The sequence below is a fragment of the Pseudarthrobacter sp. RHLT1-30-1 genome (assembly GCF_059383415.1).
This window is the reverse complement of the sequence record NZ_JBWZCG010000001.1, coordinates 205,067-228,382: the sequence shown is the minus strand read 5'-3', so window position 1 is coordinate 228,382 and position 23,316 is coordinate 205,067. Positions and strand designations below refer to the sequence as shown.

Here is a 23,316-nt window from a genome sequence, read left to right as displayed (position 1 = left end):
CCTTCCGGGCGGTCCCCGGCTGGCCACTACCTCTTTTAGGAGGTAGTTGGATGTCCACGCTTTTGGCTACGGTGAGCTAAGTCACAAGCCGTGCATCGTGGCTGACATCAAAGGAGATTGCCATGACTTCAGTTTCACCGACTTCGCCGGCCGGGCTGCAAGCGCCGCCCAGCCGCAAGACCCTGCGGAAGGTGGCCTTCGCGAGCGCCGCCGGAACCACCATCGAGTTCTACGACTTCTTTATCTACGGCACCGCCGCCGCCCTGGTCTTCCCGGTCGTCTTCTTCCCGGCGCTCGGCGCCGCGGCCGGCACCATCGCCTCGTTCGGCACCTTCGCCGTCGCCTTCTTCGCCCGTCCCGTCGGCGCCATCATCTTCGGCCACTTCGGAGACCGGATCGGCCGGAAGAAAACACTCATCACGACGCTGTTGATGATGGGCATCGCCACGGTGATGATCGGCCTCATTCCGGACGCCAGCACCATCGGCGTGGCCGCCCCCATCCTGCTGGTGGTGCTCCGTTTCGTGCAGGGCCTCGCCGTCGGCGGTGAATGGGCCGGCGCCACCCTCCTCGTGGCCGAATACGCCCCCAAGGGAAAGCGCGGGCTGTTCGGCTCCTTCCCGCAGCTCGGCCCGTCCGTTGCCTTCGCCCTGGCCAGCGGCACTTTCCTCATCACCAACCTGACGCTGGGGGACAAGTCCGAGGCCTTCATCACGATCGGCTGGCGGGTGCCCTTCATTCTCAGCGCGGTGCTGGTCCTCGTGGGCCTCTGGGTGCGGCTGAGCATCGAGGAAACCCCGGTCTTCAAAAACGCTGCCACGGTCACCGCCACCACCGCCACCACCGCCACCAAGCTGCCAATCCTTGAGTCCATCAAACGCCAGCCCCGCGAAATCCTCCTCGCCGGCGGCTCCCTGACGCTGCTGTTCGCCTTCTTCTACATCGGCACCGCCTACCTCACGAGCTACGCCACGAGCCCCACCGGCATGCAGCTGAGCCGCGTGGAGGTGCTGAGCACCGGCATGGTCGCGTCACTGTTTGTCGCCGCCGCCACCCTGGCCTCCGGTGTCCTCTCGGACCGCTTCGGCCGCAAGAAGGTCATTGCGACCTCGTGCGTCCTTGCCGTGCCGTGGTCCCTCATGCTGTTCCCGATCCTCAGCGCCAACACGGTTTTCGCCTTCGGCCTTGGCCTCACCGTTACCCTGGTGATCTTCGCCATCGCGTACGGCCCTGCCGGGGCGCTGCTTCCGGAGCTCTTCGAAACCCGGTACCGCTACACCGGCGCCGGGATGGGCTACAACCTCGCCGGCGTCGTCGGCGGAGGCATTGTTCCGCTCGTGGCGGCCCAGCTGGCCGGTACATCCGGGGCGTGGTCCATCGGGCTGCTGCTTGCCGGGATCGGCGTGTTCAGTGTGCTCTGCACCCTGGCGCTGCCCAACCGCGAAAAGCAGGGCCTGGAAGACGGCCCGGTCCCTGCGCCGGAGTACGCGGCCGGCGCAGCTGTCGCCAATCCAATGTCGCTGCCCTAGGGATCTGAGCTGAGGCCGGTCTGCCAACCCTGACCTGACTTGGCCGATCCGCTTAGCCGGAGCGGGGTTGCCGGCCAAACCGGCGGCCCCGCTCTACGGGATCAGGCGAAACCCGGCGGCCCCGCTCCACAGGCGGCCCCGCCCTACGGGATCAGGCCCAGCCGGCGTGCCGCGGATACGGCCTCGAGCCGGTTGTGCACGGACAACTTGCCCATCGCGTTTTGCAGGTAGCTCTTGACGGTTACCGCTTTCAGTCCCAGCCGTTCCGCGGTTTCCTGGTACGAGCAGCCAAGCGCCACCTGCGCCAGCACGTCAAGCTCCCGGCGGGCCAGCCGCGCGGTCGGATGGACTGCGTCGGCCGACGGCGGCGCCAGGTGGCTGCCGATGAGATCCAGCTGCCGCGCCAGCTGGGGATCGGAGACCGTGCCGGCCAGGGACCTCAGCTCGGCATGAGCTTCCCTGACGTGCTCCAGCCAACCCCGGTCCAGGGCCAGGGAAGGCACGGACTTGGCAGCGTCGATGATCGAGACCCGGCGGTCCACCTCGTCCCGGATCCGGAGCTCCGCGGCAATCTCGAAGGCCGCCTCCATCGCCTCGCTCACAGCGTTTTCCCCCAGCGGCGCGCTGTCGCGGCTCGCGATATACAGCACCGCCCGCGCCTGGCCCCGGACCACGACGGGGACGGCCGCCATCGAGGTCAGCCGCTCCCGGCTGACAGCGAGGTCGTATTCATGGGTGATGCCCTCTGAGGCGACGTAGTCCTCCACGAGGAAGGGCCGCTGTTGGGTAAACACCCGGCCGCCGAGGCCCGCGCCGGGAACGACGACGACCTGGTGCAGGCTGGACGTGGCGGTGCCAAGGAAATCCGTCAGCTGCAGCAGCTCGCCGCTGGCCAGTCCGGCGAAGAGCACGGCGGGGCGGAACCGGCCGGAGAGCAGGCGGAGGGAGGCCCGCAGCAGCTCCCGGTCATCCGGGCGGGAATAGGCGTTCGGCTGCATGAGTCGTCTCCTGGTGCCGGAAGCCCGTCACCGCATTGTGTCGGGCCGTCAATCTTGGTCAAGCGTTGGGGCCTGGGGTCACTCGCTGAAGTCGCCGGCGTTGCGGCGGAAGGTGCCCAGGATTCCGATCAGCTGGTCGACGTCCTGTTCCGCGAAGCCGGACCGGGCAAACACCTCGGCGTTGAGTGCCGCCGTCGCGCGCTTGGCCAGCGTCCGTCCCTCTGTGGTGAGTTCAATCAGGGTGGTGCGCCCGTCGGTCGGATGCGCCGAGCGGATGACCAGCCCCGCACCCTGGAGCCGGTCGACGGCGTTGGTCACCGAGGTGGGGTGGACCTGCAGCAGCGCGCTTGCCTTGTTCATGGGCAGGGCGCCGCTGCGGGCGAAGCTGAGCAGGGCGAGCAGTTCGTACCGGGCAAACGTCAGCCCGAACGGCTTCAGGACCCCCTCGATCCGGGACAGGAGGATCTGCTGGGTGCGCATGATGGCCGTGATGGCAGCCATCGGCGCCGCAACGTCGGACCAGCCGTGGCGCTCCCAGTTTGCCCGGGCGTCGGCGATCGGATCACGCGGCAGCGGCGATGCCACGGCACCTCCCGCGTATTGCTTTCAATGTCATGGTATTCAGCCTAGCTTTTCGGCCGCGCTCTTCAGCCCGGGGAAGTCGGACTCGGAGTACTCAGTGCCGAGCCCGGCCGGGACCGCCCCGCCGCCGTGGCGCACTTCCTCGCTGTGCCGCAGCTCCACGCGCCGGATCTTGCCAGAGATGGTTTTGGGCAGCTCGGCGAATTCCAGCCGGCGGATCCGCTTGAACGGGGCCAGATGGTCGCGGCAGTAACGCAGGATATCCTCGGCTAGTTCCGGGCCGGGCTCGTGCCCGGCGGCCAGGACCACAAAGGCCTTGGGTACCGAGAGCTTGAGCGGGTCGGGGGAGGGTACGACGGCGGCCTCGGCCACCGCCGGGTGCTCGATCAGCACGCTTTCCAGCTCGAACGGCGACAACCGGTAATCCGAGGATTTGAAGACGTCGTCGCCGCGGCCAACGTACGTGATGATGCCGCGCTCGTCCCGGCTGGCCATGTCGCCCGTGTGGTAATAGCCGTCCCGGAATGCCTCGGCTGTCTTTTCGGGATCCCCGTAGTACGCCTTCATCAGCCCGACGGGCCGGGGGTCCAGGCGCAGGCAAAGCTCGCCGTCGTCGCCCTCCGCACCGGTCGCCGGGTCCACCAGGACGACGTCGTAACCGGGCAGCGGTTTGCCCATGGCGCCGATCTTGATCGGCTGGCCGGGGGTGTTCGCGATCTGCACGGTGGATTCGGTCTGGCCGAAACCGTCGCGGATGGTCTGCCCCCAGGCGCGCTGGACCTGGTCGATCACTTCGGCGTTGAGCGGTTCGCCGGCGGACACCACCTTGGTGGGCGGGTTCTTCAACAGGGTCAGGTCGGCCTGGATAAGCATCCGCCAGACTGTGGGAGGGGCGCAGAAACTGGTCACGGACTCGCGGTCCATCTGCTCCATCAGGGCCTTGGCGTCGAATCGCTCGTAGTTGTAGATAAAGACGCAGGCTTCGGCGATCCAGGGCGTGAACACGTTGGACCAGGCGTGTTTTGCCCAGCCGGGTGATGCCACGTTGAGGTGCACATCGCCGGGTTCCATCCCGATCCAGAACATGGTGGACAGGTGGCCCACCGGGTAGGAGGTGTGCGTGTGCTCAACCAGCTTGGCTTTGGAAGTGGTGCCCGAGGTGAAGTACAGCAGCAGCGTTTCGTCGGCCAGGGTCGGCGCGTCAGGGGTGAAGTCTTCCCCCGCGCCGGCGGATTCGGTGTACTGCCGGGCAGCTCTGCCGGTGCCGCCTTCGCCGGTGCCGCTTTCGGCGCTCTCGCCGATTTCGATCAGCGCGTAGTCGCCCGGGACGTCGTCGAACTTCGCGATGTTGGCGCTTCCGACGGCGGCCCAGTTCGCCCCGCCGCGTTCCACCCGGTCCTTGAGGTCCGCCGGGCCCATCAGGGTCGTGGTCGGGATCATAACGATGCCCAGCTTGATCCCGGCGAGCATCAGTTCCCAGAGCTCGACCTGGTTGCCGAGCATGATGATCATCCGGTCCCCGCGCCGAACGCCCTGGCCGCGCAGCCAGTTCGCCACCTGGGCGGAGCGGCGGGAAAGGTCAGCGAAGCTGCGCCGGGTGGCAGAGCCGTCCTGTTCGACGATCACGAGCGCCGGATTGTTGGCCTTGGCCGGGTCCGCCGCGATCTGGTCGAACCAGTCAAGGGCGAAGTTGAAGTGTTCAAAGCGAGGCCACTGGAAGTCGCTGCGGGCCGCCTCGTAATCCAGGCGGAGCTCAAGCATACGGTCGCGTGCTGCGCGGAATTCTTCAGTGACGGTCATGGTGCACCTTTCGAAAGTCTGGCGGCGCAGCCGCTGCAGGCCCGGCGCCGTTGCCCGGGGTCACTGGTTTTCCAGTGATCCCCATCACTGTGCAATATACTAGGACATCCAAGGGTTTGGAAGAGCCGACCCGGTTCATGACTCGATCACCACGAAGGGATACAAGCCCGTGCAGCCACAAGGACGTGCCAGCGGACCGAGGGTCACTCAGGAAGAAACAGCGCTGGAGTGCGCGGCGGCGCCGCCCTTCCCGGACGCCGATCTGATGTACATCGTGGACCTGTTGCCCCCCGCAGAACGGTCCCGCTACCTGGAAATCCGTGACTTCCTCCAGTCCCGGATCCGGGCAGCCTCGATCGACTACTGGAACCGCGAGGAATTCCCCTTCGGGCTGCTCGCCGAGCTGGGAAAATACGGCCTCGGCGGACTGCAGACGGACGGCACTTCGAAGCTGTTCAAGGGCCTGATGTATGTCGAGGTGGCCCGCGCCGATGTGTCCCTCTCTGCTCTCGTGGGGATCCATAACGAGCTGATCGTTGGCATGATCGACCTGCTGGGCTCCGAAGAGCAGAAGGCGCGCTGGCTGCCGGGGCTCACCGCCCTGACGCAGATCGGCGCCTTCGCCCTGACCGAGCCGGATCACGGCTCGGACATCGCCGGCGGGCTGGCCACCACGGCGCGGCGCATGGGGGACGAATGGGTGATCAACGGCGCCAAACGCTGGATCGGCGCCGGCACCATCGCAGACTTTGCCCTGGTCTGGGCGCGCGACGTCGCCGACCAGCAGATCAAGGGCTTCATCGTGGAGACGGACCGCCCCGGCTACACCGCCACAAAGATCGCGAACAAGATCGGGCTGCGGATCATGCAGAACGCGGATATCGTGCTCGATGAGGTCCGCATCCCGGCGGCGAACCTGCTCCCGGGCGCCACTGACTTTTCCAGGGCCAACGAGCTGCTGCGGGATTCCCGTGCCTGGGTAGGCTGGCAGGCCGCCGGCATCCAGCTGGCCGCGTTCGACGTCGCGCGGTCCTACGCGCTGAAGCGGAAGCAATTCGGCAAGGAGCTGGCGCGCTTCCAGCTGGTCCAGCAGCAACTGGCCGAGATCCTGGGCAACGCGTCCGCCTCGCTGTCGCTGATGGCGCAGCTGGCCAGGATCCAGGAGGACGGCAAACTTGAGATGGTCCAGTCCGCGATGGCCAAGTCCACCACCACCAGGCTGGCCCGGGCGTCCGTGGCGATGGGGCGCTCGCTGCTGGGCGGCAACGGGATCAGCAGTGACTACGAGATGGGCAAGCTGTTTGGCGACGCCGAAATCCTCTACACCTACGAGGGCAGCTACGAGATCAACTCGCTGATCGTGGCCCGGGCCGTGACCGGTAAGTCCGCTTTCGTGTAGGGACCGCCGCTGTGCTTCAGGTTCCGCAGGCCTAATCAGGGCATGAACCGGTAGCCGATGCCCGCCTCGGTGATCAGGTGGCGGGGAGTTGCGGCCTCAGGCTCCAGCTTGCGCCGGAGTTGGGCCATGTAGACCCGCAAATAGTTGGTTTCTTTGGCGTAGGCCGGCCCCCACACCTCCGACAGGAGCTGCTGCTGGGTGACGAGTCTTTCCGGATTCCGTACCAGAACCTCCAGCATTTTCCATTCGGTCGGAGTCAGCCGGATGTCCAGGCCGTCACGGAGAACGCGGCGTTTGCCCAGGTCGACGGTGAACGCGTCGGTAGTGACCAGCGCCGACTGTTCCGCCGGGGTACTGCGGCGCAGAAGGGCGCGCAGTCGGGCCAGGAGTTCGTCCAGCCCGAACGGCTTGGTGATGTAGTCGTCGGCGCCGGCGTCGAGCGCTTCCACCTTGTCCTCGGAGCCATGTCGGGCGGACAGGACCAGAACGGGCACTGCGCTCCAGCCGCGGAGCTTTCGGATCACCTCCGAGCCTTCCAGGTCGGGAAGTCCCAGGTCCAGGATCACGAGGGCCGGCGGCTGCCGTTGAGCAGCGAGCAGCGCGGAACGCCCGTCCGCGGCCGTGCTGACGTCGTAGCCGTGGGCTTGCAGCGTGATCCGTAGGGCTCGAAGGAGGTAGGCGTCGTCGTCGACTACCAGTACGGCGGTGGTCATGCCGGGTCCGTTCCCGACGCGAGGAGCGGCGGTGCATGGCGGCGGCCGACGACCGCTGACTGCGGCTCCAGCGGCGCTTGGTCCCGATCCGCCTGGAACGGGATACCAGCGGACAGAGGAAGGGTGATCACCATGGTCAGGCCGCCGCCCGGCGTCGCTTCGGCAACCAGCCTGCCGCCCATCGCCTCGGTGAATCCCTTCGCCACGGCGAGGCCGAGCCCGACTCCGGTTGCCTGCGCGGCATCGTCGAGGCGCTGGAAGGGGCGGAACATGTCCACTACCCGATTCGCCGGGATGCCGGTTCCGTGGTCAATAATGCGCAGTTCACCGGCGGGACGGCCGCCCAAAGCCGCGGGACCTAGGCCGCCTGCCGAACCGGCCAGGACAATGTCGGAGTCCGGGGCGTATTTGACGGCGTTCTCCACGATGTTGGCAATGACGCGTTCGAGCATCCCCGCATCCGCCTCGATCTCGGGCATGTTGGCTGGGAGTTCGACGTGCACCCGGCCGGGAGCGATCCCGTGCAGCCCGGCGGGAACAACCTCGTACCACCGCACCGGCCGCAGCAGCGGCTTGATTGAGTCGGACGTAAGCCGGGACATGTCCAGAAGGTTTCCCACCAGCACTTCGAGCCGGTCCGAGCAGTCCTCGATAGTGGCCAGCAGTTCCTGCTCCTCCGCCGGGGTGTAGTGGACGCCCGTCTGGCGGAGGCCCCCGACTGCGAGTTTGATCCCGGCCAGCGGAGTGCGGAGATCGTGCGAGACGGCGCGGAGGATCGAAGTCCGCATCGTGTTGCTTTCAGCCAGCTTGAGGACTTCAGATCGACTGGCAAGGAGTTGCTGACGCTCAAGCTGGGCTACCAGATGGACAGCAAACGCGCCGAGCAGGCGCCGGTCACTGGCCGGCAGCACCCGACCGGACAGGACCAGGCAGGTGGTGGCATCGATCCGTTCCACGTTGTCACCGCGGATCCCTGCGGTGCCGGGGTTGTCACCGGCGCCCCCGGAAATGATGTCCGGAACGTCGCCGGCGCTGGCGATAATCCGCCAGCCGTCATCCGCGGGTGCGCTGTCCCCGGTGCCCGCCCGGAAGGCGTCGTCGTCCTGCCGGCCGAGCATGGCCGCGCCCCGGACCTGGAAGACGTCCAGGGCCTGCTCCAGCAATCCCGCCACCGTGTCCTCCGAACCGGCCGCCCCGCGCGAGAGGTCCGCCAGCGTGGCCGCCTCCGCCCTCGCGAGGGCTGCTTCCTTGGAACGCCGTGCGGAGAGGTCAACCACGGTGGCGACGGCGGCGGACACTCCGACAAACACCAGCAGGGCAAGCACGTTTTGGGAATCGCTGATGGTCAGGTTGCCCACCGGCGGGGTGGAGAAGTAGTTCACCAGCAGGCTGCTCCACAGCGCGGCGAGGATCGCAGGCCACAGTCCGCCGACCAGAGCCACGGCGATGGAGCCGGTGAGTTGGACCAGGACGGTTGTCGCCAGATTCTTGTCCGGATTCCCAGTGAGTAAGAGCTGCAGCAGGGCGGGCAGGAGGACGGCCATCACAAAACCTGTCGTGACGCGGGCGCGGCCCAGATCCCGCCTGGGCACGCCCGGGCTTCCGCCCTCAGTGGGCTGGGACACGAAGTGAACGTCGATGGCACCGGCGGCCCGGACCACCCTGGCGCCGGTGCTGCCGCCGCGAAGGCCTGCGAGTAATCCGGCCAGCCGGCCGCTGCGTGGGATTCCGACGACGATCTGGGTGGCGTTGGTGCTGCGGGCGAAGTCCAACAGCGCGGCGGCCGGATCTTCCCCGGCCACGAGGTGATAGCTGCCGCCAAGGTCCTGGACCAGGCGCCGCTGCGCCTCGAGTTCCTGCGGCGATTCCGTGGCCGCAGTATCCGCAGCGCGAACGTGCACTGCCAGCAGGTCGCCGCCGTTGACGCGGTTGAGGATGCGCGCGCCGCGGCGGATCAGGGTCGCACCTTCGGGGCCGCCGGGCAACCCGACGACGATCCGCTCGCGGGCCGGCCAGCTGGCCTCGATGCCGTTCCCCGTCCGATACCTTGCGAGTCCCTCGTCCACCCGGTCCGCCAGCCAGAGCAAGGCCAACTCGCGTAGGGCTGCCAGGTTGCCCGGCCGGTAGAAATTGGCGAGCGCAGCGTCGACCCTGTCAGCAGCAACGATGTTGCCGTCGGCGACGCGCTGCCGCAGGATTCCGGGGGAGACATCCACCAGCTGAATTTGCCCGGCCCGCCGGGCAATTTCATCAGGCACCGTCTCCGTCGGCCGGACGCCGGTGATGGCGCTGACAACATCGCTGAGAGATGCGAGGTGCTGGATGTCAAGGGTGGACAGGACGTTGATGCCGCTGTCCAGCATTTCGTCAACGTCCTGCCACCGGTGGGCGTTCCGGCTGTCCGGCGGATTGGCGTGGGCGTAATCATCGACGATGGCCAGAAAAGGGCTGCGGCGAATTACCGCGTCCAGGTCCAGCTCTTCGAGGTGGAGCCCTTGGTACGGGACCCGCCTGGCCGGGATCAGCTCGAGCCCTTCCAACAGGGCCCGGGTGTCGCGGCGGCCCCGGTCCCGGGCGAACGCGACGACGACGTCCTCGCCGCCGTCGCTCAGCCGGTGCCCCTCCCGGAGCATCGCGTAGGTTTTGCCGACGCCAGGTGCTGACCCCAGGAAGATCCGCAGCGTTCCACGTGCCATGGGGCCATTCTTCCATTTCATGCAGCGTCGGGTGGGCAGCCCTCCGTCAAGGATTCGTCAAGATCCCCGTCTGGGCAGGGGCGCTGCGGGCCGGCGCTGCTAGTTTCGCAACTGGGAGCTGCGCACCGCCCTCTGAGACCGCGCCGCGAGGGAAGGAAGACATGACCACGCTGAGCAGGCCACCGGCAGACCCATCGGCTCCGGGGCCCAGAGCCAAGACAACTGTGCGGAACTGGCTGTTGTTCGGGCTGCAGGACAGCAAGGGAAGCCACCAGGGCCCGGGCGGTGTGCCCACGGCCCACGAGAAAAAACACTCCTGGTGGCAGGTGATGTGCCTGACCGGCGTCGACTATTTCTCCACGCTGGGGTATCAGCCCGCGATCGCCGCGCTCGCCGCAGGCGTGATCTCGCCGCTCGCGACCCTCGTGCTAATTCTCATCACGCTGCTGGGTGCCCTGCCCGTTTACCGGCGCGTGGCAGGCGAGAGCCACCGGGGCGAGGGCTCCATCGCGATGCTCGAGCGGCTCATGCCGCGATGGGGCGGGAAGCTGTTCGTCCTGGTCCTGCTGGGCTTCGCGGCAACGGACTTCATGATCACCATGACGCTGTCGGCGGCTGACGCCACGGCGCACCTGATCCAGAATCCGATAGCCCCGGGCTGGTTGCAGGGACAAAACGTGTTGATCACGATCTTCCTCCTGGCGCTGCTGGGTGCTGTTTTCCTCCGCGGTTTCAAAGAGGCCATCGGTGTCGCCGTCGTCCTCGTCGCCGTCTATCTGGGCCTGAACCTGGTGGTGCTGTCCGCGTCGGTCTTTGATGTGTTCACGCACCCCTTCGCCGTGGACAACTGGTGGCAGGCGATCTCCACCTCGCACGGAAACCCGCTGTTGGCTGTCGGCTTTGCCCTGCTCGTCTTCCCCAAGCTGGCACTGGGTCTGTCCGGGTTCGAGACGGGGGTGGCCGTCATGCCTCAGATCCGCGGACACGCCAGCGACACCGAGGACAATCCCGCGGGCCGCATCGCGGGCACCCGCAGGCTCCTGACGACCGCCGCGGTCATTATGAGCAGCTTCCTGATCGTCAGCAGCTTCACGACCGTGGTGCTCATCCCGGAGCAGGAATTCCAGCCTGGTGGACAGGCGAACGGGCGTGCGCTGGCGTTCCTGGCCCACGAACTCCTGGGCGTGGGGTTCGGCACGGTCTATGACATCAGCACCATCGCGATTCTCTGGTTCGCCGGGGCCTCCGCCATGGCCGGGCTGCTGAACCTGGTACCCCGGTACCTGCCCCGCTACGGCATGGCCCCGGGCTGGGCGCGGGCTGTCCGGCCGCTGGTGCTTGTTTTCACCCTGGTCGGGTTCCTGGTCACCTGGCTGTTCGACGCAGACGTCGACGCGCAGGGCGGCGCCTATGCAACCGGTGTGCTGGTGCTGATGACGTCGGCGGCGGTGGCTGTGACCCTCTCGGCCCGACGTCAGCGGCAGCGCAAACGCGCGGTCGGGTTCGGCGTTATTGCCGTTGTATTTATTTACACCACAGTCGCGAACATCATCGAACGGCCTGAAGGCATCCGGATCGCGTCGGTGTTCATCCTGGGAATCATTGTGATCTCCCTGTTGTCGCGGGTTGGGCGTTCCTTTGAGCTGCACGCCACCCGCGTGCATCTGGACGGCGCGGCGCTGGAATTCATGTCTGACGACCTGGACGGTCCGATCCGGATCATCGCGCATGAGCCGCTCCGCATGAGCTCCGAGGCCTACCGGCAGAAACTGGAGTCCGCGACGGAGGTCAGCCACTTGCCCCTGGACTACCGCGCACTCTTCCTTGAAGTGGTCGTGGACGACTCCTCGGACTTTGAAACGGAACTAGTTGTCCGGGGCATCACCCGGCACGGCTACCGGATCCTCGAAGTCCACGGACCGGTCGTCCCCAACACGATCGCCTCGGTCCTCCTTCACATCCGCGATGTGACGGGCCTGATGCCGCACATCTACTTCCGCTGGACTGAAGGGAATCCCGTCAGCAACCTCCTGCGGTTCTTGGCTTTCGGTGAGGGTGAGATCGCTCCCGTGACCCGCGAGGTACTGCGCGAGGCCGAACCGGACGTCACCAAACGGCCGTGGGTGCACGTCGGCTGATGGCTGCCGCAACATAGGGGGCAGCACCAACGACAAACGCCCCTCCCGAGGAAACCTCGAGGGGGGCGTTTGTGGTCTTGGGGAAAGCATGGCGGCCGGCTGGCCGGTGCTGCTATCCGGAGTTCTTAGAGCGGGCGGATGTTCTCGGCCTGCGGGCCCTTGGGACCCTGGGTGACGTCGAACTCTACCTTCTGGTTCTCATCCAGCGAGCGGTAGCCGCTGCTGGCGATTGCCGAGTAGTGGGCGAAAACGTCGGCTGACCCGTCATCCGGGGCAATGAAGCCAAAACCCTTTTCGGCGTTGAACCATTTAACTGTGCCTGTAGCCATGCCATATCCTTCTGAAATGCTGCTGATCTCCGGCGGCCCGGAGGCCAACGGCTGCGGAGACATTCGTCCGCTGTTGCCCAACCTACGGGGCCGGGGGCCGTCGTGCAAGAGGCCAACGGGGGGATTTCGTCGTGTCACGGGACTGGAAGCGGGGCAAGATGGCAACAATTTCGGTGGTTATCCCCACCCGGAACGACGCCGACATGCTCGCCGTCTGCCTCGCCGCGCTCGCCCGCCAGATGCGTCCGGCCGACGAAATCGTGGTCGTGGACAACGGCAGCACGGACGATACCGCCAGGATTTGCGCCGCCGCGGGCGCCCGGCGGATCGCCGTCGACCTCCCGGGGATCGCCGCCTGCACGGCGCACGGTTTCGATGAAGCCCGCGGCGAACTGATTGCCCGGCTGGACGCGGACTCCGTTCCGCCCGCCGACTGGCTCGAGCGGGTTGCGGGGATTCTGGAGGAGGCCGGCCCATTGTCCGCGGTGTCCGGTCCGGGCGAATTCTATGGCGGTACCCGCTTCGGCCGCTGGGTGGGCCAGCACCTCTACATTCCGGGGTATTTCTGGGCCGTCGGCTGGCTGCTGGGGCATCCTCCGTTGTTCGGCTCGAATTTCGCCCTGCGCTCCGTCGGCCGGAGGCTGTCGATGGCGTGGACGACATTCCGGGTCGAGTTTAGGGAAGAGGGACCGCTCCGGCGACGCCGCCGCCGTCGCCAGTGGGAACGCGACCACCCGCGTTAGCCCAACCGCCTTCGACCACCCGCGTCAGACAGACCCGTAGAGCGCGATCAAGTCCCGGCTCATCTGGTGCGGCGAGGTCTCACTCGGACTGTGTCCGCCCCGGTAGACCGCGATCCGCGCACCAATCGACTGCGCGAAGCGGCGGTGCAACACCAACGGCCAGAGGTCGTGTTCGCCGACGGCGACGAACTTCGGCAGCGACGCGGCGGCCAGGGCCGCCTGCAGGTCGGGCGCATGCTGCATCAGTCCAAAAATGTCACTCACGGATTTACGGCGGGTGAAGAGGAACCGGTATCTTACGAACCTGACCCGGTTGGGCGGGACATGCACGACGTTGATGCGGATGCCCCAGATCATCAGGGCGGCGCCGACCCGGGGGCTGGCCCAGCTGCTGAACCGGCCGATGCGCTGGACTCCCCGGAAAGCCTGGCCGGGTTCGGGCGGGCAGCTCAGCAGTGTGAGGCTGCGGAACTTTTCCGGGCGACGGGCGAAAGCCAGCTGGGCGACGATCGCGGCAAAGGAATATCCGACGACGTGCGCGGGGCGTTCTTCGGCGTCGAGCATGGCGATCAGGTCATCGGTGAACAAATCGTAGTCGTAGTGGGTGCGCGGCGGCACGAGGTTTTCCGGGCCGGCCGCGGCAGATTCGTACTGGCCGGCAATGTCACAGCTCAGCACGAAATACCCGGCCGCGGCGAGCTCGGGAAGCATCAGGACAAAGTCTTCCTTGGAACCGGTGGCCCCGGGGATGAGGAGCACCCGGGGGTTACCCGGGGTGCCCATGGAGAGGGTGGCCAGCGTTCCGCTGGGGGCCTCGAAGCTGCCCCGCACGGCGCCGTCGGGCAGGGCCGCCCAGTCCACGTCGCCCAGGGCGGCGTCCCGGCGGGCGGCTTCATCCACCAGCGCCGATCCGAAACCATCAGGTTCCGGATTGTTCCGTGCGTTGCTGCCGACAGACACCATGGACTAAACATAGCCCCGTGGGGCTATGGCCCGGACGGATCCGGCCCAAGTGGCGGTGCTTAGGCTGCCGGCGCCGGCGCCACTTTGCGGACGAACGCATGAAGCCGCCGGTACACTTCCTGCGATTCCGGGTAGCGGAAATCCTGCTGCCAGGTGTGTTCGGTGTTGGGGCTGTCCCAGTCGTAGATGAGTCTGTCCACCGGGACGGAGTGTTCGCGCAGCCGGGCCATGAAGTTTAGGTTGGCGGCGTAGAAAAAGTCCCGTTCCGAGGTGGTCACCAAGACCGGCGGGAAGCGGGAATCCAGCCATTCGATCGGCGAGAGGAAACCGGCCCCCTGGCGGAGCGCAGCGATCCGGCCGACGCCGCGGTCTCTGCCGCCTGCAGGCAGGCCGGGCAGCAGCATGCGGATGAAGTTCAGGCTCAGCACGAAGCCCCTATCGAAGAAGACGGAGAAGTCCACTACGCTGCAGTGCTGGACGAGGCCCTTGAAGTCTGACGCCGGCACCGCCGGCGTCAGACCGTGGTGCCGGGCCAGTTCCGGCCGGAAACTGGCCGCGGTCAGGAGGGCCGCGATTTGGCCCCCGGCGGAGTCGCCGCCCAGCACGATCCGTGATCCGTCACCGCCAAAGCCGGCGATATTTTCCTGGACCCAGGCAAGGGCGGCGTTGGCATCTGCCAGGACATGGGCCATCTGGAATCGTGGCGCCGTCCGGTAGTTCACGTTGACCACCACCATGCCGCCCTCGGTCTGGCTCGCGCAGTACTTAGTCAGCGAGGCCTTGTCCCCGGACGTCCAGCCGCCGCCGTGGAAGTACACGTAAACCGGCAGCAACTCCGCCGCCGGGCCGGTGCCGGTGACCGCGGTGCCGGCTGCCGTGTTGCCGGCGGGACGCGGGGTGATGACGTCGAGGCGGTGGGCCTGGATGCCGTCGCCGACAAAATCGATGTCGTGGCAGTACTCCACGCCGGTAATCGGGTCGACGTTGAAGCGGGAGTTCTCGCTGGCCTTCACCGAGTGCATCAGCACCCGCCAGCTCCACACCGGGACCCGGCGCAGGACGCTCCTCGCCCTCCGGGCCAGCGTGAAAGTCCCGCCGGGCTGGTGCGGCGGCCGTGGGCGGGACAACTGGAAAATCATTTCGGGGCGCCTGGGTCGGCGGGCCGGTGCGGTCATGGACTGATTCTATCTGGCACAACTGTGCCACAACCGTGAGGGCAGCCTGCCTGGCTTGAACCCGGCCGCCGGTTGTGGCGCTGGTCCCGGATCACGGCTCCTCGCGGATGGAGCCGGACGCGCCGTCGACCGTGACCGTCTGGCCGGTACGCAGCCGCGTGGTGGCGTCCGGAACGCCCACCACGGCCGGGATGCCGTACTCGCGGGCCACCACGGCTCCGTGGGAGATCACTCCGCCCATTTCCATGACGAGCGCGCCGGCCGTCAGGAACAGCGGGGTCCAGCCGGGGTCGGTTGAGGGGGCCACCAGGATTTCGCCGGGTTCCAGGTGGGCGCCCACCGGGTCAAGGATTACCCGGACGGGTCCCGTTGCGGTGCCTGCCGAGGCGGGTGTTCCGGTCAGTCCGCCGGATGCCGGTGCCGTGGCCATCATTGCGGCCTCCACGTCGGTGCCGTCGGACAGCAGCACCCGGGGGATGTGCCGGCGTCGGAGTTCAACGTTGTACAGCCGGCGGCGGTCCGCGACGAAACCGTGCAGGTCCGCGCCGCGCAGGCCGACCCGGACCTCTTCAAAGTCGAGGAAGAACACGTCGTCGGCGGCTGCGATGGTGCCGCTGGAGGCCAGGTGTGCCCCGATCCGCAGCAGCTGACGGTGCATTTCGCCGAGCACCAGCACGATGTAGAACTTGGGCAGTTCGCGCAGTCCCGCCAGTTGCCGCACCCGGCGCAGGCTCAGCTCCAGCACCCGGGCGCGCAGGGGGCTCCGGACCCGCGTTCGGTCCACCAGGCTTCGGATCCGCTCCTCGGCATGTTCGGCTGCCCGGGAAAACTGCCGGTCAGGTGCCTGCTCCGGATCCTCGACGCGGAGGTAGTTGGAGATCATGCCCAGGATGTGGTCGGGCTGCTCGGACCAGCGGGGCATGCCGAGATCTATTTCAGCCACGGCACGGTGGCCGTAGCGGGCCAGGAAACCGCGCACTCCTGCCTGCGCCTGGGGCGGCAGCTGGCCGGCGAGGTAGCCGGCGGACAACTCCTCCGGACGTTCCGTCAGGAATTGCTCCCGAGACACGGGGTCGTCGCCGATCGAGACGGCCAGGCGCCAGAGTTCCAGGTCCATCTCGGTCGTGATGTTGTGGGGGAGCCCGCGCAGGACAGCCTCCAGCTCCCGGGCCGGCGCTATGCCGCGCAGCAGCCTGCGGGCGACGGCCAGCATGATGTAGCCAACGGACGGGCCCGGCAGCGTGGCCTGGATCAGCCCGTTAACCGTCCGGGCCATGATCTGTTCGGTGTGGTCCAGCCGCTGGGCGGGGCTGGCAGGCTCGGCCAGATGGAGCGTGGATTCGAGCTGTTTCCCGAAAGACTTTGCCCGGCGGAGTTCCGCGGCCGGCTGGACAGCGGAGCGGATCATGGCGGGAATGGCCCGCAGGATGAGACCAACGCTGGCTGAATTTTCGCTGCTGCCGGTGCGTCGTGCTGGCAGCGGACGGCCGCGCTGGGCCCCGGCTCGGCGGAGCGATTGCAGGAACGGGCGCTTTACGATGCCGAACCGCGCGTCTTCGAGCAGTGCCGGCAGCACGGCGCCGGACCTGCCGTCGGCCAGCGGAAGCACGCGCAGCAGGTAGCCGCGGCCGGCCTTGTTGCGGACCACGGCTGTCAGGTCCACGAACATCCGCAGCCCGGGGTTGACGTACCGCCAGGGTCCCTTGCCGTTGCGCATCACTTCGAGGACGGCCAGCCCCATCGGGGTGATCGGCCGGGTCAGCCCCTGGAGCAGGGTGCCGCACAGGTACACCCGGGCGGGCGCCGCGTCGCCGGCGTAGCCGGGCTCTGGCTCGGGGAGCGGATACAGCGTGGTGATCGGGCGTGATTGGGTGAGCCAGACCCTGCCGCCGGCGTCGATCACCCACTCGATGTCCTGCGGTGCCCCGAAGAGTCGCTGGACGGTGTCCCCGAGCGCCGTGAGTTCCTGCAGCCGGGGGTCGTCCAGGCTGGTTCTCCGTCCGGGCTCGGTCCCTCCCGGGGTCCGCCGCTTGACCAGGCCCGAGTCCGTCTCCAGCACGAATTGGTCCGGGTTGACCGCTCCCGAGACCACGGCCTGCCCCGAGCCCGGGCTGGCGTTGATGACAGTCTCCGTCCGGGTCCCGGTGACGGGATTGGCGGTGAACAGCACCCCGGCCGTGTCGGCGTCGACCATGGCCTGGACAACGACGGCGAGCCCGACCTCGCGGTTGCTGATCCCGTTTGCGGAACGGTACGCCACCGCCCGGTCGCTCCACAGGGACGCCCAGCAGCGCCGGACCGCCTCGACGGCGCCATCGGCGCCGACGACGTCGAGGAAGGAATCCTGCTGGCCGGCGAAGCTGGCGAAGGGCAGGTCCTCCGCGGTGGCCGAGGAACGGACCGCCACCGGCAGGGTTCCGCCCATACCGGCGTAGGCGGCGCGGACGGCGGCATCCACCTCGTGCGGGATCGGCGCCTCCGCGATCAGGGCCCGGGCCCGCGCGGCAACCGCGCGCAGCGGCCGCGTGCCGGCTGCTGCGCCGGCCGCCAGCGGGTCGGTGCCACCCCCGGATCCCAGAGCGTCGAGCTCGGCCGCGAGGGCATCCAGTCCGTGCGGTGCTGCCAGTTTGTAGGCGACGGTGGTCAGGCAGAACCCGGGCGGCACCGGCAAGCCAGCCGCGATCAGTTTGCCCAGATTCAGGGCCTTGCCCCCCACCAGGGGCAGGGACGCATCGCTCGCGCCGCTGAGGTCCAGCACCAGGGGTTCGTCCGCGGGAGTGTCGGCCGGTGCGGCAAAAGGTGCAGTGTCCATAGCCGGCGCCTACGGAAGATCCGCGGGACTGCCGTCGTCCTCCCACATCACGTCAAGGTTGCGGAACACCGGCGGCCCATCGCAGAGGGCCGCCATCTGTGCCGCGTAGTCCGAGGTCTCGGGCCGCGCGGAATTCTCCATAGCCGAATCGTAGGAATCGAATTCGACAATGGTGAGATACGTGCCGGGGCGGTCGCGGTCCGCGGTGGCAAGGATCCGGCGGAAGGTCGGCGGCGTGCTTCCCTCGGTCCTGGACGGCCGGCCCAGTGCTTCAATTTCCTCGATGCGTGAGGTCTGGAATTCAATGATCTGCACGAACCTTGCCATGACGGCTCCTCGACAGGCGGCGGATGCTGATGGGCTTCACGCTAGACCCCGTGATCTGGGACTACAAGAGCCGGCACAAGGGGCAGGGGAGGGGCTCGAACAACGGCCGGTACGGGCCCGCGTGCCCGGGGGTTACCGGGACCCGAGCAGGTGCCCGGCGCGCCGCCGTCGGGCGTGCCGTCAGGGGGTCAGCAGGACCTTGATAGCGCGGCGTTCGTCCATGGCGCGGTAGGCCTCGGCGGCTTCCTCCAACGGCATGACAACGTCGAAGACGCGGCCCGGATTGATCGTACCGGCGAGCACGTCTGCCAGCAGTTCCGGAATGTAGGTCCGTGCGGGGGCCATGCCGCCGCCGATGGAGATGTTCGTGTCAAAGAGGTAGCGCAGCGGCACTCCACCGCCGCCGGTGGGGACGCCGACAAAGCCCAGCGCCCCGCCCGGGCGAGTGCTGTGCAGTGCCTGATCCATGGATTCCTGGGTCCCGACGCACTCGAGCACGGAATCGGCGAGCACTCCGCCGAGGAGTTCGCGGACCCGGGCGACGCCGTCGTCCCCGCGCTCCTCCACGATGTCGGTGGCCCCGAATTCGCGGGCGATCGCCTGCCGGTCGGCGTGGCGCGACATCGCGATGATCCGTTCCGCGCCGAGTCTCTTGGCGGCCAGCACTCCGCAGAGCCCGACGGCGCCGTCGCCCACCACCACGACCGTCCGGCGCGGTCCGGCCTTCGCGGCGAGGGCCGCGTGGTGCCCTGTCGCCATCACATCGGACAGCGTCAGCAGGCTGTTCCGGAGGGCATCATCCGGTTCGCTGATCCCGGGGACCTTGACCAGGGTGGCGTCGGCCAGCGGGACGCGGACCGCCTGGCCCTGGCCGCCGTCGATTTTGTGACCGGTGTCGTCCCTGCCGCCCCAGCCGGCCAGATGCTCGCAGGCCACAGTGACCCCGTTGAGGCACTGGGGGCAGGCGCCGCAGCTGATCACGAACGGGGCGATTACGAGGTCTCCGACCGCCAGGCTGGTGATCCCGGAGCCGATGCTCTCCACGGTCCCGATGAACTCGTGCCCGATCGCGGTGGGTTTGCGCGTGGGCCGTACGCCTCGGTAGGGCCACAGGTCCGAGCCGCAGACGCAGGACGCGGTGACCTTGACGACAACGTCGGTGGGCAACTGGACGGTGGGGTAGTCGCGGTCCTCGACGCGGATGTCACCGGGGGCGTGGATGATCGTGGCGCGCATGGGGACTCCTTGGATTGCGGTCGCGGATGGAATCGAGTCTAGGGGATCTCAAGGAGGCGGAGCCGGACGATTTCCGCCACGGTCTCCGGCGGGACGGGGTGGTCCGGCGTGAAACGGATGGTCCCTTTGGACACGGAGAAACCCTCCAGCCGGTGCGCGACGGCCTGCACCACTTCCAGCAACGCGGGGTCAGTTCCGGCCCATAAAGATGCCAATAATGGGCCGTGTCTGACCCCGCGTTGGTGTGGCTAGACGGCTTCGAGGACGCTGACGTAGTTGGCGATGCCGACGCCGCCCATGTTCTGCACGGCCGCGCGGCGGGCCACGGGCAGCTGCATGTCCCCAGCGGTGCCGGTGAGCTGCATCGCGGCGATGACGTGCTGGGAGACGCCGGTGGCGCCCACGGGGTGGCCCTTGGCCTTGAGCCCGCCCGAGACGTTGATGGGCAGCTTGCCGTCCTTGAAGACCCAGCCTTCCTGCACAGCGCGCGCCCCCTGGCCCGGTTCGGTCAGACCCATGGCCTCGTACATGAGCAGCTCGGCGATGGTGAAGCAGTCATGCACCTCGGCGAAGTCCAGCTCCTCGAGCCCGACGCCGGCCATCCCCAGGGCGCGCTGCCAGGAGGCCCGGGTGGCGCTGAAAGCGGTGGGGTCGCGGCGCTCAGCCGGGAAGAAATCGTTCGCCTGGCCAAATCCGGCGAGCCGCACCGGGGCAGTGGCACCGCCTGTGGGGGAGGCCGACAGCACGACGGCGGCGGCGCCGTCGGACACGGGGGAGCAGTCGGTGCGGCGCAGCGGGTCGGCGACCATCGGGTTCTTGTCCGAGACGGTCCGGCAGAACTCCTCGCCGAGGTCCTTGCGGAGCTGGGCGTACGGGTTGTCCACGCCGTTGCGGTGGTTCTTCGCAGCGATGGTGCCCAGCACGTCGGAAACAGCGCCGTAGCGCTTTTCGTAATGCTTGGCCACGTCGGCAAACAGCCCGGTGAAGCCGGTGCTGGAGGGCCTGCCGGCCATGTCGTAGTCCGCACCCAGCAGTGCGGCTCCCACGACGTCGGCGCCGGCATGCGTCATCTTCTCCGCGCCGATCACGAGGACTGTCTTCGCGGTACCGGCCAGCAACGACTTGGTGCCCTGCTGGAACGCAGCCGACCCGGAGGCGCAGGCGTTCTCGACCCGGGTGGACGGGACGTTGGCCAGCTGCTCTGAAACCTGCAGCGCCAGTGAGGACGGGAACGCCAGCGGCATCATGCCGGAGTTGAACTGGCCGAGGTAGATTTCGTCAATCTGGCCCGGTTCGATGCCTGCATTGCCGATCGCCTCCGTGGCGACCTGGACGATCAGGGACTCGAGGGTCTCGTCCGTGAGTTTGCCGAAGCGGCTGTGGCCCCAGCCGGTCAGCAGGACATCCTTGCCAAACTGTTCGCGCAGGCTCATGCGGTTACTCCCTCAAAGGTTGCGTCAAGGGACGGGGAGACGTCGAATTCGGCTTCGGTTTTTCCGCGGATCTCTTCCAGGCTCACGCCCGGGGCGAGGCGGGTCAGCGTGAGCTGCCGGACGCCGTCGACTTTTTCAAGGTCAAACACGGCAAGGTCGCTGATGATCCGGTCAACGCAGCTCAGCCCAGTGAGCGGCAGCGAGCATTCCCGAACGATCTTGGCGGTGCCGTCCTTGGCGTTGTGCTCAGTGAGGACCACGACGCGCGGGGTGCCGGCGACGAGGTCCATCGCGCCACCCATGCCCTTGACCATCTTGCCCGGGATGGTCCAGTTGGCGAGGTCACCGTTTCCGGCGACCTGCATGGCGCCCAGGATGGCGACCTTGACGTGCCCGCCGCGGATCATGCCGAAGGACGCGGCGGAGTCGAAGATGCTGCCGCCGGGCAGTACTGTGACGGTCTGCTTGCCGGCGTTGATGAGGTCAGCGTCCTCCTCGCCCTCGTAGGGGAAGGGGCCCATGCCGAGCAGGCCGTTCTCGCTCTGCAGCACGACGCGGACGCCGTCGGGCAGGTTGTTGGCGACCAGCGTGGGGATGCCGATGCCAAGGTTGACGTAGTCGCCGTCGTTGAGTTCTTCGGCTGCGATGGCAGCCATTTCGTTCCGGGTCCAAGCCATGGTGATTCTCCTAAAGAAAGTAGGGGCGGCGCTCAGGCCGGAACGGATGCGGTGGCGGCTTCCGCAGCCTCGGCGCGGGGACGGACCGTCCGCTGTTCAATGTCCTTGACCCGGTCGCCGGCCTGGACGAGGCGCTGGACAAAGACGCCCGGGGTGATGACGTGCATCGGGTCCAGCTGGCCGGGTTCCACGATCACTTCAGCTTCAGCGACCGTGACGGCCCCGGCAGCGGCCACCACGGGGTTGAAATTCTGGGCGGTGTAACGGTAGATCAGGTTGCCGTCGGTGTCGGCGGTGTGCGCGTGCACCAGGGCGACATCCGCCTTGATGGCGCGTTCCAGGACGAAAGTCTCGCCGTCGAACTCGGCAAGCGGTTTGCCCTCGGCGACGAGGGTGCCGACGCCGGTCTTGGTGTAGAACGCCGGAATGCCGGCGCCGCCGGCGCGGAGGCGTTCGGCAAGGGTCCCCTGCGGGGTGAATTCGACCTCCAGCTTGCCGGCAAGGTACTGCTCGGCGAAGAGTTTGTTCTCGCCCACGTAGGAGGCGATGACTTTGCGGACCTGCCCGGCTTCGATCAGGATGCCGAGGCCCTTGCCGTCCACGCCCATGTTGTTGGACACCACGGTGAGGTCTTTGACGCCGGAGTCGCGCACGGCTTCGATCAGATCAGCAGGGATGCCGCTGAGGCCAAAGCCTCCGACGGCGAGCGTCATGCCGTCCCGCAGTACGTCCTGCAGGGCGGCGGCCGCTCCGGATTTCAGCTTTGACATTGCATCTCCTCATTGAGCCGTTGAACCAATCCACTTTGTGGACTGTTCCTCTGCTGTTGGAGCCTACGGGGCCCAAATAGCGGCTGTCAACGGTCGAAATTGGCCGCACACCTCCCGTTTTTACAGTGTGGACGCTAGACTGAGGACAGTCCACAATGTGGATGTTTGTGAGATTCCTACCAGTTTGCGAGGAAACATGACGTCAGTGCCGGTCCAGGGCGCCCAGGTCGTCAGCCGCGTCGCGTCCCTGCTGCGCATCGTCGGGCGGAAGCCGGAGGGTTCACCGCTTGTGGAACTCGTTCGGGAATCCGGGCTCACCCGTCCCACCGTGCACCGGCTGCTCTCCTCGCTGGCCTCCGAGGGGCTGCTGGACCAGGATCCGGTCAGCGGCAACTGGGTGCTGGGTCCGGAGATCCTGCTGATGGGTTCCGTGGCTTCAGCGCGCTTCCCCCTCGAGGATATTGCCCGACCCAGCCTCCGCCGGCTCGCCGAGGAGACCGGGGAAAGCGCGTTCTTCTCCATTCGCCGCGGTGCCGAAACGGTGTGCCTGCTCCGGGAGGAGGGCAGCTTCCCGGTGCGGTCCTTCGTGCTGCACGAGGGAGTCCGCTTCCCGCTCGGTGTCGCCTCCGCCGGCACCGCCATCATGGCCTTCCTCCCGGAAGCGGAGCAGGAGGAACTGCTGGCGAACTGGGCTACGCATTCCGGCCATTTCGCGGCGGTGCACACCGAGCCCCTTGTCCGGGAGAACCTGGCAAAGACGCGCCAGACCGGTTACTCGGTCAACCCCGGGCTGGTGCTGGAGGGCAGCTGGGGGATGGGGGCAGCGGTCTTCGACGAGCGCGGCCGCCCCGCCTGGGCCTTGTCGCTGACCGGAATTGAGCCGCGCTTCAAAGGTGAGCGGCAGGAAATGCTGGGCCGGCTGCTGATGGAAGAGGCGCACCGGATCTCGTCCCTGCTGACCCGGTCGCCCACCGGCGCCTGAGCCGGGCGGGCCGG

At 67.6% G+C, this 23,316-nt stretch carries 20 protein-coding genes; 5 read left to right on the top strand and 15 right to left on the bottom strand.

Annotated features, from left to right (window positions below; translation table 11 throughout):
* Positions 1–122 precede the first annotated feature (122 nt).
* Entirely contained in the window at positions 123–1,529 is a 1,407-nt protein-coding gene (locus AC50YM_RS01105; protein ID WP_494955168.1) for an MFS transporter, read from the top strand.
* A 143-nt stretch (positions 1,530–1,672) separates the two neighbouring features.
* Here the strand turns inward: AC50YM_RS01105 and AC50YM_RS01100 are convergent, their stop codons facing one another.
* The 3 genes from AC50YM_RS01100 to AC50YM_RS01090 all read right to left on the bottom strand — a co-directional run bounded on the left by AC50YM_RS01100 (position 1,673) and on the right by AC50YM_RS01090 (position 4,909).
* Positions 1,673–2,527 carry a LuxR C-terminal-related transcriptional regulator gene (locus tag AC50YM_RS01100; RefSeq protein WP_494955167.1) on the bottom strand — a complete coding sequence of 285 codons (855 nt, stop codon included), beginning with the start codon at positions 2,525–2,527 and terminating at the stop codon, positions 1,673–1,675.
* A 78-nt stretch (positions 2,528–2,605) separates the two neighbouring features.
* On the bottom strand, positions 2,606–3,112 hold the full coding sequence (locus AC50YM_RS01095) for a MarR family winged helix-turn-helix transcriptional regulator (protein ID WP_494955166.1): 507 nt from the start codon (positions 3,110–3,112) through the stop codon (positions 2,606–2,608).
* A 36-nt stretch (positions 3,113–3,148) separates the two neighbouring features.
* On the bottom strand, positions 3,149–4,909 hold the full coding sequence (locus AC50YM_RS01090; RefSeq protein ID WP_494955165.1) for an AMP-binding protein: 1,761 nt from the start codon (positions 4,907–4,909) through the stop codon (positions 3,149–3,151).
* A gap of 265 nt (positions 4,910–5,174) precedes the next feature.
* On the opposite strand from AC50YM_RS01090, the gene AC50YM_RS01085 reads away from it, so the two are divergent.
* The gene (locus tag AC50YM_RS01085) at positions 5,175–6,308 is read left to right on the top strand and encodes an acyl-CoA dehydrogenase family protein (protein WP_494955414.1); all 1,134 of its coding nucleotides are present in this window, start codon (positions 5,175–5,177) and stop codon (positions 6,306–6,308) included.
* A gap of 35 nt (positions 6,309–6,343) precedes the next feature.
* Here the strand turns inward: AC50YM_RS01085 and AC50YM_RS01080 are convergent, their stop codons facing one another.
* Together AC50YM_RS01080 and AC50YM_RS01075 are read right to left on the bottom strand one after the other, a co-directional pair.
* A complete protein-coding gene (locus AC50YM_RS01080; RefSeq protein WP_494955164.1) occupies positions 6,344–7,021 on the bottom strand; it encodes a response regulator in 678 nt (225 codons plus the stop codon).
* Complete coding sequence (locus AC50YM_RS01075; RefSeq protein ID WP_494955163.1) at positions 7,018–9,717, bottom strand: DUF4118 domain-containing protein; 2,700 nt, start codon at positions 9,715–9,717, stop codon at positions 7,018–7,020. Before AC50YM_RS01075 ends, AC50YM_RS01080 begins: the two co-directional genes overlap by 4 nt.
* A gap of 161 nt (positions 9,718–9,878) precedes the next feature.
* Between AC50YM_RS01075 and AC50YM_RS01070 the strand changes: the two genes are divergently transcribed.
* Positions 9,879–11,855: an APC family permease gene (locus AC50YM_RS01070; RefSeq protein ID WP_494955162.1), complete on the top strand. Its 1,977-nt coding sequence runs from the start codon at positions 9,879–9,881 to the stop codon at positions 11,853–11,855.
* Positions 11,856–11,980: 125 nt separating this feature from the next.
* Here AC50YM_RS01070 and AC50YM_RS01065 read toward each other — a convergent pair whose 3' ends face one another.
* Positions 11,981–12,184: a cold-shock protein gene (locus AC50YM_RS01065; protein ID WP_013599688.1), complete on the bottom strand. Its 204-nt coding sequence runs from the start codon at positions 12,182–12,184 to the stop codon at positions 11,981–11,983.
* Between the two features lie 158 nt (positions 12,185–12,342).
* Between AC50YM_RS01065 and AC50YM_RS01060 the strand changes: the two genes are divergently transcribed.
* Entirely contained in the window at positions 12,343–12,927 is a 585-nt protein-coding gene (locus AC50YM_RS01060) for a glycosyltransferase family 2 protein (protein WP_494955161.1), read from the top strand.
* Positions 12,928–12,951: 24 nt separating this feature from the next.
* Here the strand turns inward: AC50YM_RS01060 and AC50YM_RS01055 are convergent, their stop codons facing one another.
* The 9 genes from AC50YM_RS01055 to AC50YM_RS01015 form a co-directional block, all read right to left on the bottom strand.
* Positions 12,952–13,890: an alpha/beta fold hydrolase gene (locus AC50YM_RS01055; RefSeq protein WP_494955160.1), complete on the bottom strand. Its 939-nt coding sequence runs from the start codon at positions 13,888–13,890 to the stop codon at positions 12,952–12,954.
* A gap of 59 nt (positions 13,891–13,949) precedes the next feature.
* Positions 13,950–15,065, bottom strand: coding sequence for an alpha/beta hydrolase (locus tag AC50YM_RS01050; RefSeq protein WP_494955159.1), 1,116 nt, complete (start codon positions 15,063–15,065; stop codon positions 13,950–13,952).
* A gap of 91 nt (positions 15,066–15,156) precedes the next feature.
* Positions 15,157–17,877 (bottom strand): PEP/pyruvate-binding domain-containing protein, encoded by a 2,721-nt coding sequence (locus tag AC50YM_RS01045; RefSeq protein WP_494955158.1) that lies wholly within the window; start codon positions 17,875–17,877, stop codon positions 15,157–15,159.
* A 9-nt stretch (positions 17,878–17,886) separates the two neighbouring features.
* Complete coding sequence (locus AC50YM_RS01040; protein WP_494955157.1) at positions 17,887–18,204, bottom strand: NIPSNAP family protein; 318 nt, start codon at positions 18,202–18,204, stop codon at positions 17,887–17,889.
* A 180-nt stretch (positions 18,205–18,384) separates the two neighbouring features.
* Positions 18,385–19,440 carry a zinc-dependent alcohol dehydrogenase family protein gene (locus AC50YM_RS01035; protein WP_494955156.1) on the bottom strand — a complete coding sequence of 352 codons (1,056 nt, stop codon included), beginning with the start codon at positions 19,438–19,440 and terminating at the stop codon, positions 18,385–18,387.
* Positions 19,441–19,478: 38 nt separating this feature from the next.
* The gene (locus tag AC50YM_RS01030) at positions 19,479–19,655 is read right to left on the bottom strand and encodes a hypothetical protein (protein ID WP_494955155.1); all 177 of its coding nucleotides are present in this window, start codon (positions 19,653–19,655) and stop codon (positions 19,479–19,481) included.
* A gap of 33 nt (positions 19,656–19,688) precedes the next feature.
* Entirely contained in the window at positions 19,689–20,873 is a 1,185-nt protein-coding gene (locus AC50YM_RS01025) for an acetyl-CoA acetyltransferase (protein ID WP_494955154.1), read from the bottom strand.
* Entirely contained in the window at positions 20,870–21,550 is a 681-nt protein-coding gene (locus AC50YM_RS01020; protein ID WP_494955153.1) for a CoA transferase subunit B, read from the bottom strand. The genes AC50YM_RS01025 and AC50YM_RS01020 overlap by 4 nt, the downstream gene beginning before the upstream one ends.
* 32 nt (positions 21,551–21,582) lie before the next feature.
* Entirely contained in the window at positions 21,583–22,320 is a 738-nt protein-coding gene (locus AC50YM_RS01015; protein WP_494955152.1) for a CoA transferase subunit A, read from the bottom strand.
* Positions 22,321–22,516: 196 nt separating this feature from the next.
* Between AC50YM_RS01015 and AC50YM_RS01010 the strand changes: the two genes are divergently transcribed.
* Positions 22,517–23,302, top strand: a complete 786-nt coding sequence (locus AC50YM_RS01010; RefSeq protein ID WP_494955151.1) for an IclR family transcriptional regulator — start codon at positions 22,517–22,519, stop codon at positions 23,300–23,302.
* Positions 23,303–23,316: the final 14 nt, after the last annotated feature.

Coding starts and splice junctions, on each gene's coding strand:
- AC50YM_RS01055 (WP_494955160.1), bottom strand. CDS start 13,890: ATGGTGTCTGTCGGCAGCAACGCACGGAACAATCCGGAACCTGATGGT.
- AC50YM_RS01040 (WP_494955157.1), bottom strand. CDS start 18,204: ATGGCAAGGTTCGTGCAGATCATTGAATTCCAGACCTCACGCATCGAG.
- AC50YM_RS01025 (WP_494955154.1), bottom strand. CDS start 20,873: ATGAGCCTGCGCGAACAGTTTGGCAAGGATGTCCTGCTGACCGGCTGG.
- AC50YM_RS01035 (WP_494955156.1), bottom strand. CDS start 19,440: ATGCGCGCCACGATCATCCACGCCCCCGGTGACATCCGCGTCGAGGAC.
- AC50YM_RS01010 (WP_494955151.1), top strand. CDS start 22,517: ATGACGTCAGTGCCGGTCCAGGGCGCCCAGGTCGTCAGCCGCGTCGCG.
- AC50YM_RS01070 (WP_494955162.1), top strand. CDS start 9,879: ATGACCACGCTGAGCAGGCCACCGGCAGACCCATCGGCTCCGGGGCCC.
- AC50YM_RS01045 (WP_494955158.1), bottom strand. CDS start 17,877: ATGGACACTGCACCTTTTGCCGCACCGGCCGACACTCCCGCGGACGAA.
- AC50YM_RS01085 (WP_494955414.1), top strand. CDS start 5,175: ATGTACATCGTGGACCTGTTGCCCCCCGCAGAACGGTCCCGCTACCTG.
- AC50YM_RS01015 (WP_494955152.1), bottom strand. CDS start 22,320: ATGTCAAAGCTGAAATCCGGAGCGGCCGCCGCCCTGCAGGACGTACTG.
- AC50YM_RS01080 (WP_494955164.1), bottom strand. CDS start 7,021: ATGACCACCGCCGTACTGGTAGTCGACGACGACGCCTACCTCCTTCGA.
- AC50YM_RS01105 (WP_494955168.1), top strand. CDS start 123: ATGACTTCAGTTTCACCGACTTCGCCGGCCGGGCTGCAAGCGCCGCCC.
- AC50YM_RS01065 (WP_013599688.1), bottom strand. CDS start 12,184: ATGGCTACAGGCACAGTTAAATGGTTCAACGCCGAAAAGGGTTTTGGC.
- AC50YM_RS01020 (WP_494955153.1), bottom strand. CDS start 21,550: ATGGCTTGGACCCGGAACGAAATGGCTGCCATCGCAGCCGAAGAACTC.
- AC50YM_RS01075 (WP_494955163.1), bottom strand. CDS start 9,717: ATGGCACGTGGAACGCTGCGGATCTTCCTGGGGTCAGCACCTGGCGTC.
- AC50YM_RS01090 (WP_494955165.1), bottom strand. CDS start 4,909: ATGACCGTCACTGAAGAATTCCGCGCAGCACGCGACCGTATGCTTGAG.
- AC50YM_RS01100 (WP_494955167.1), bottom strand. CDS start 2,527: ATGCAGCCGAACGCCTATTCCCGCCCGGATGACCGGGAGCTGCTGCGG.
- AC50YM_RS01050 (WP_494955159.1), bottom strand. CDS start 15,065: ATGACCGCACCGGCCCGCCGACCCAGGCGCCCCGAAATGATTTTCCAG.
- AC50YM_RS01060 (WP_494955161.1), top strand. CDS start 12,343: ATGGCAACAATTTCGGTGGTTATCCCCACCCGGAACGACGCCGACATG.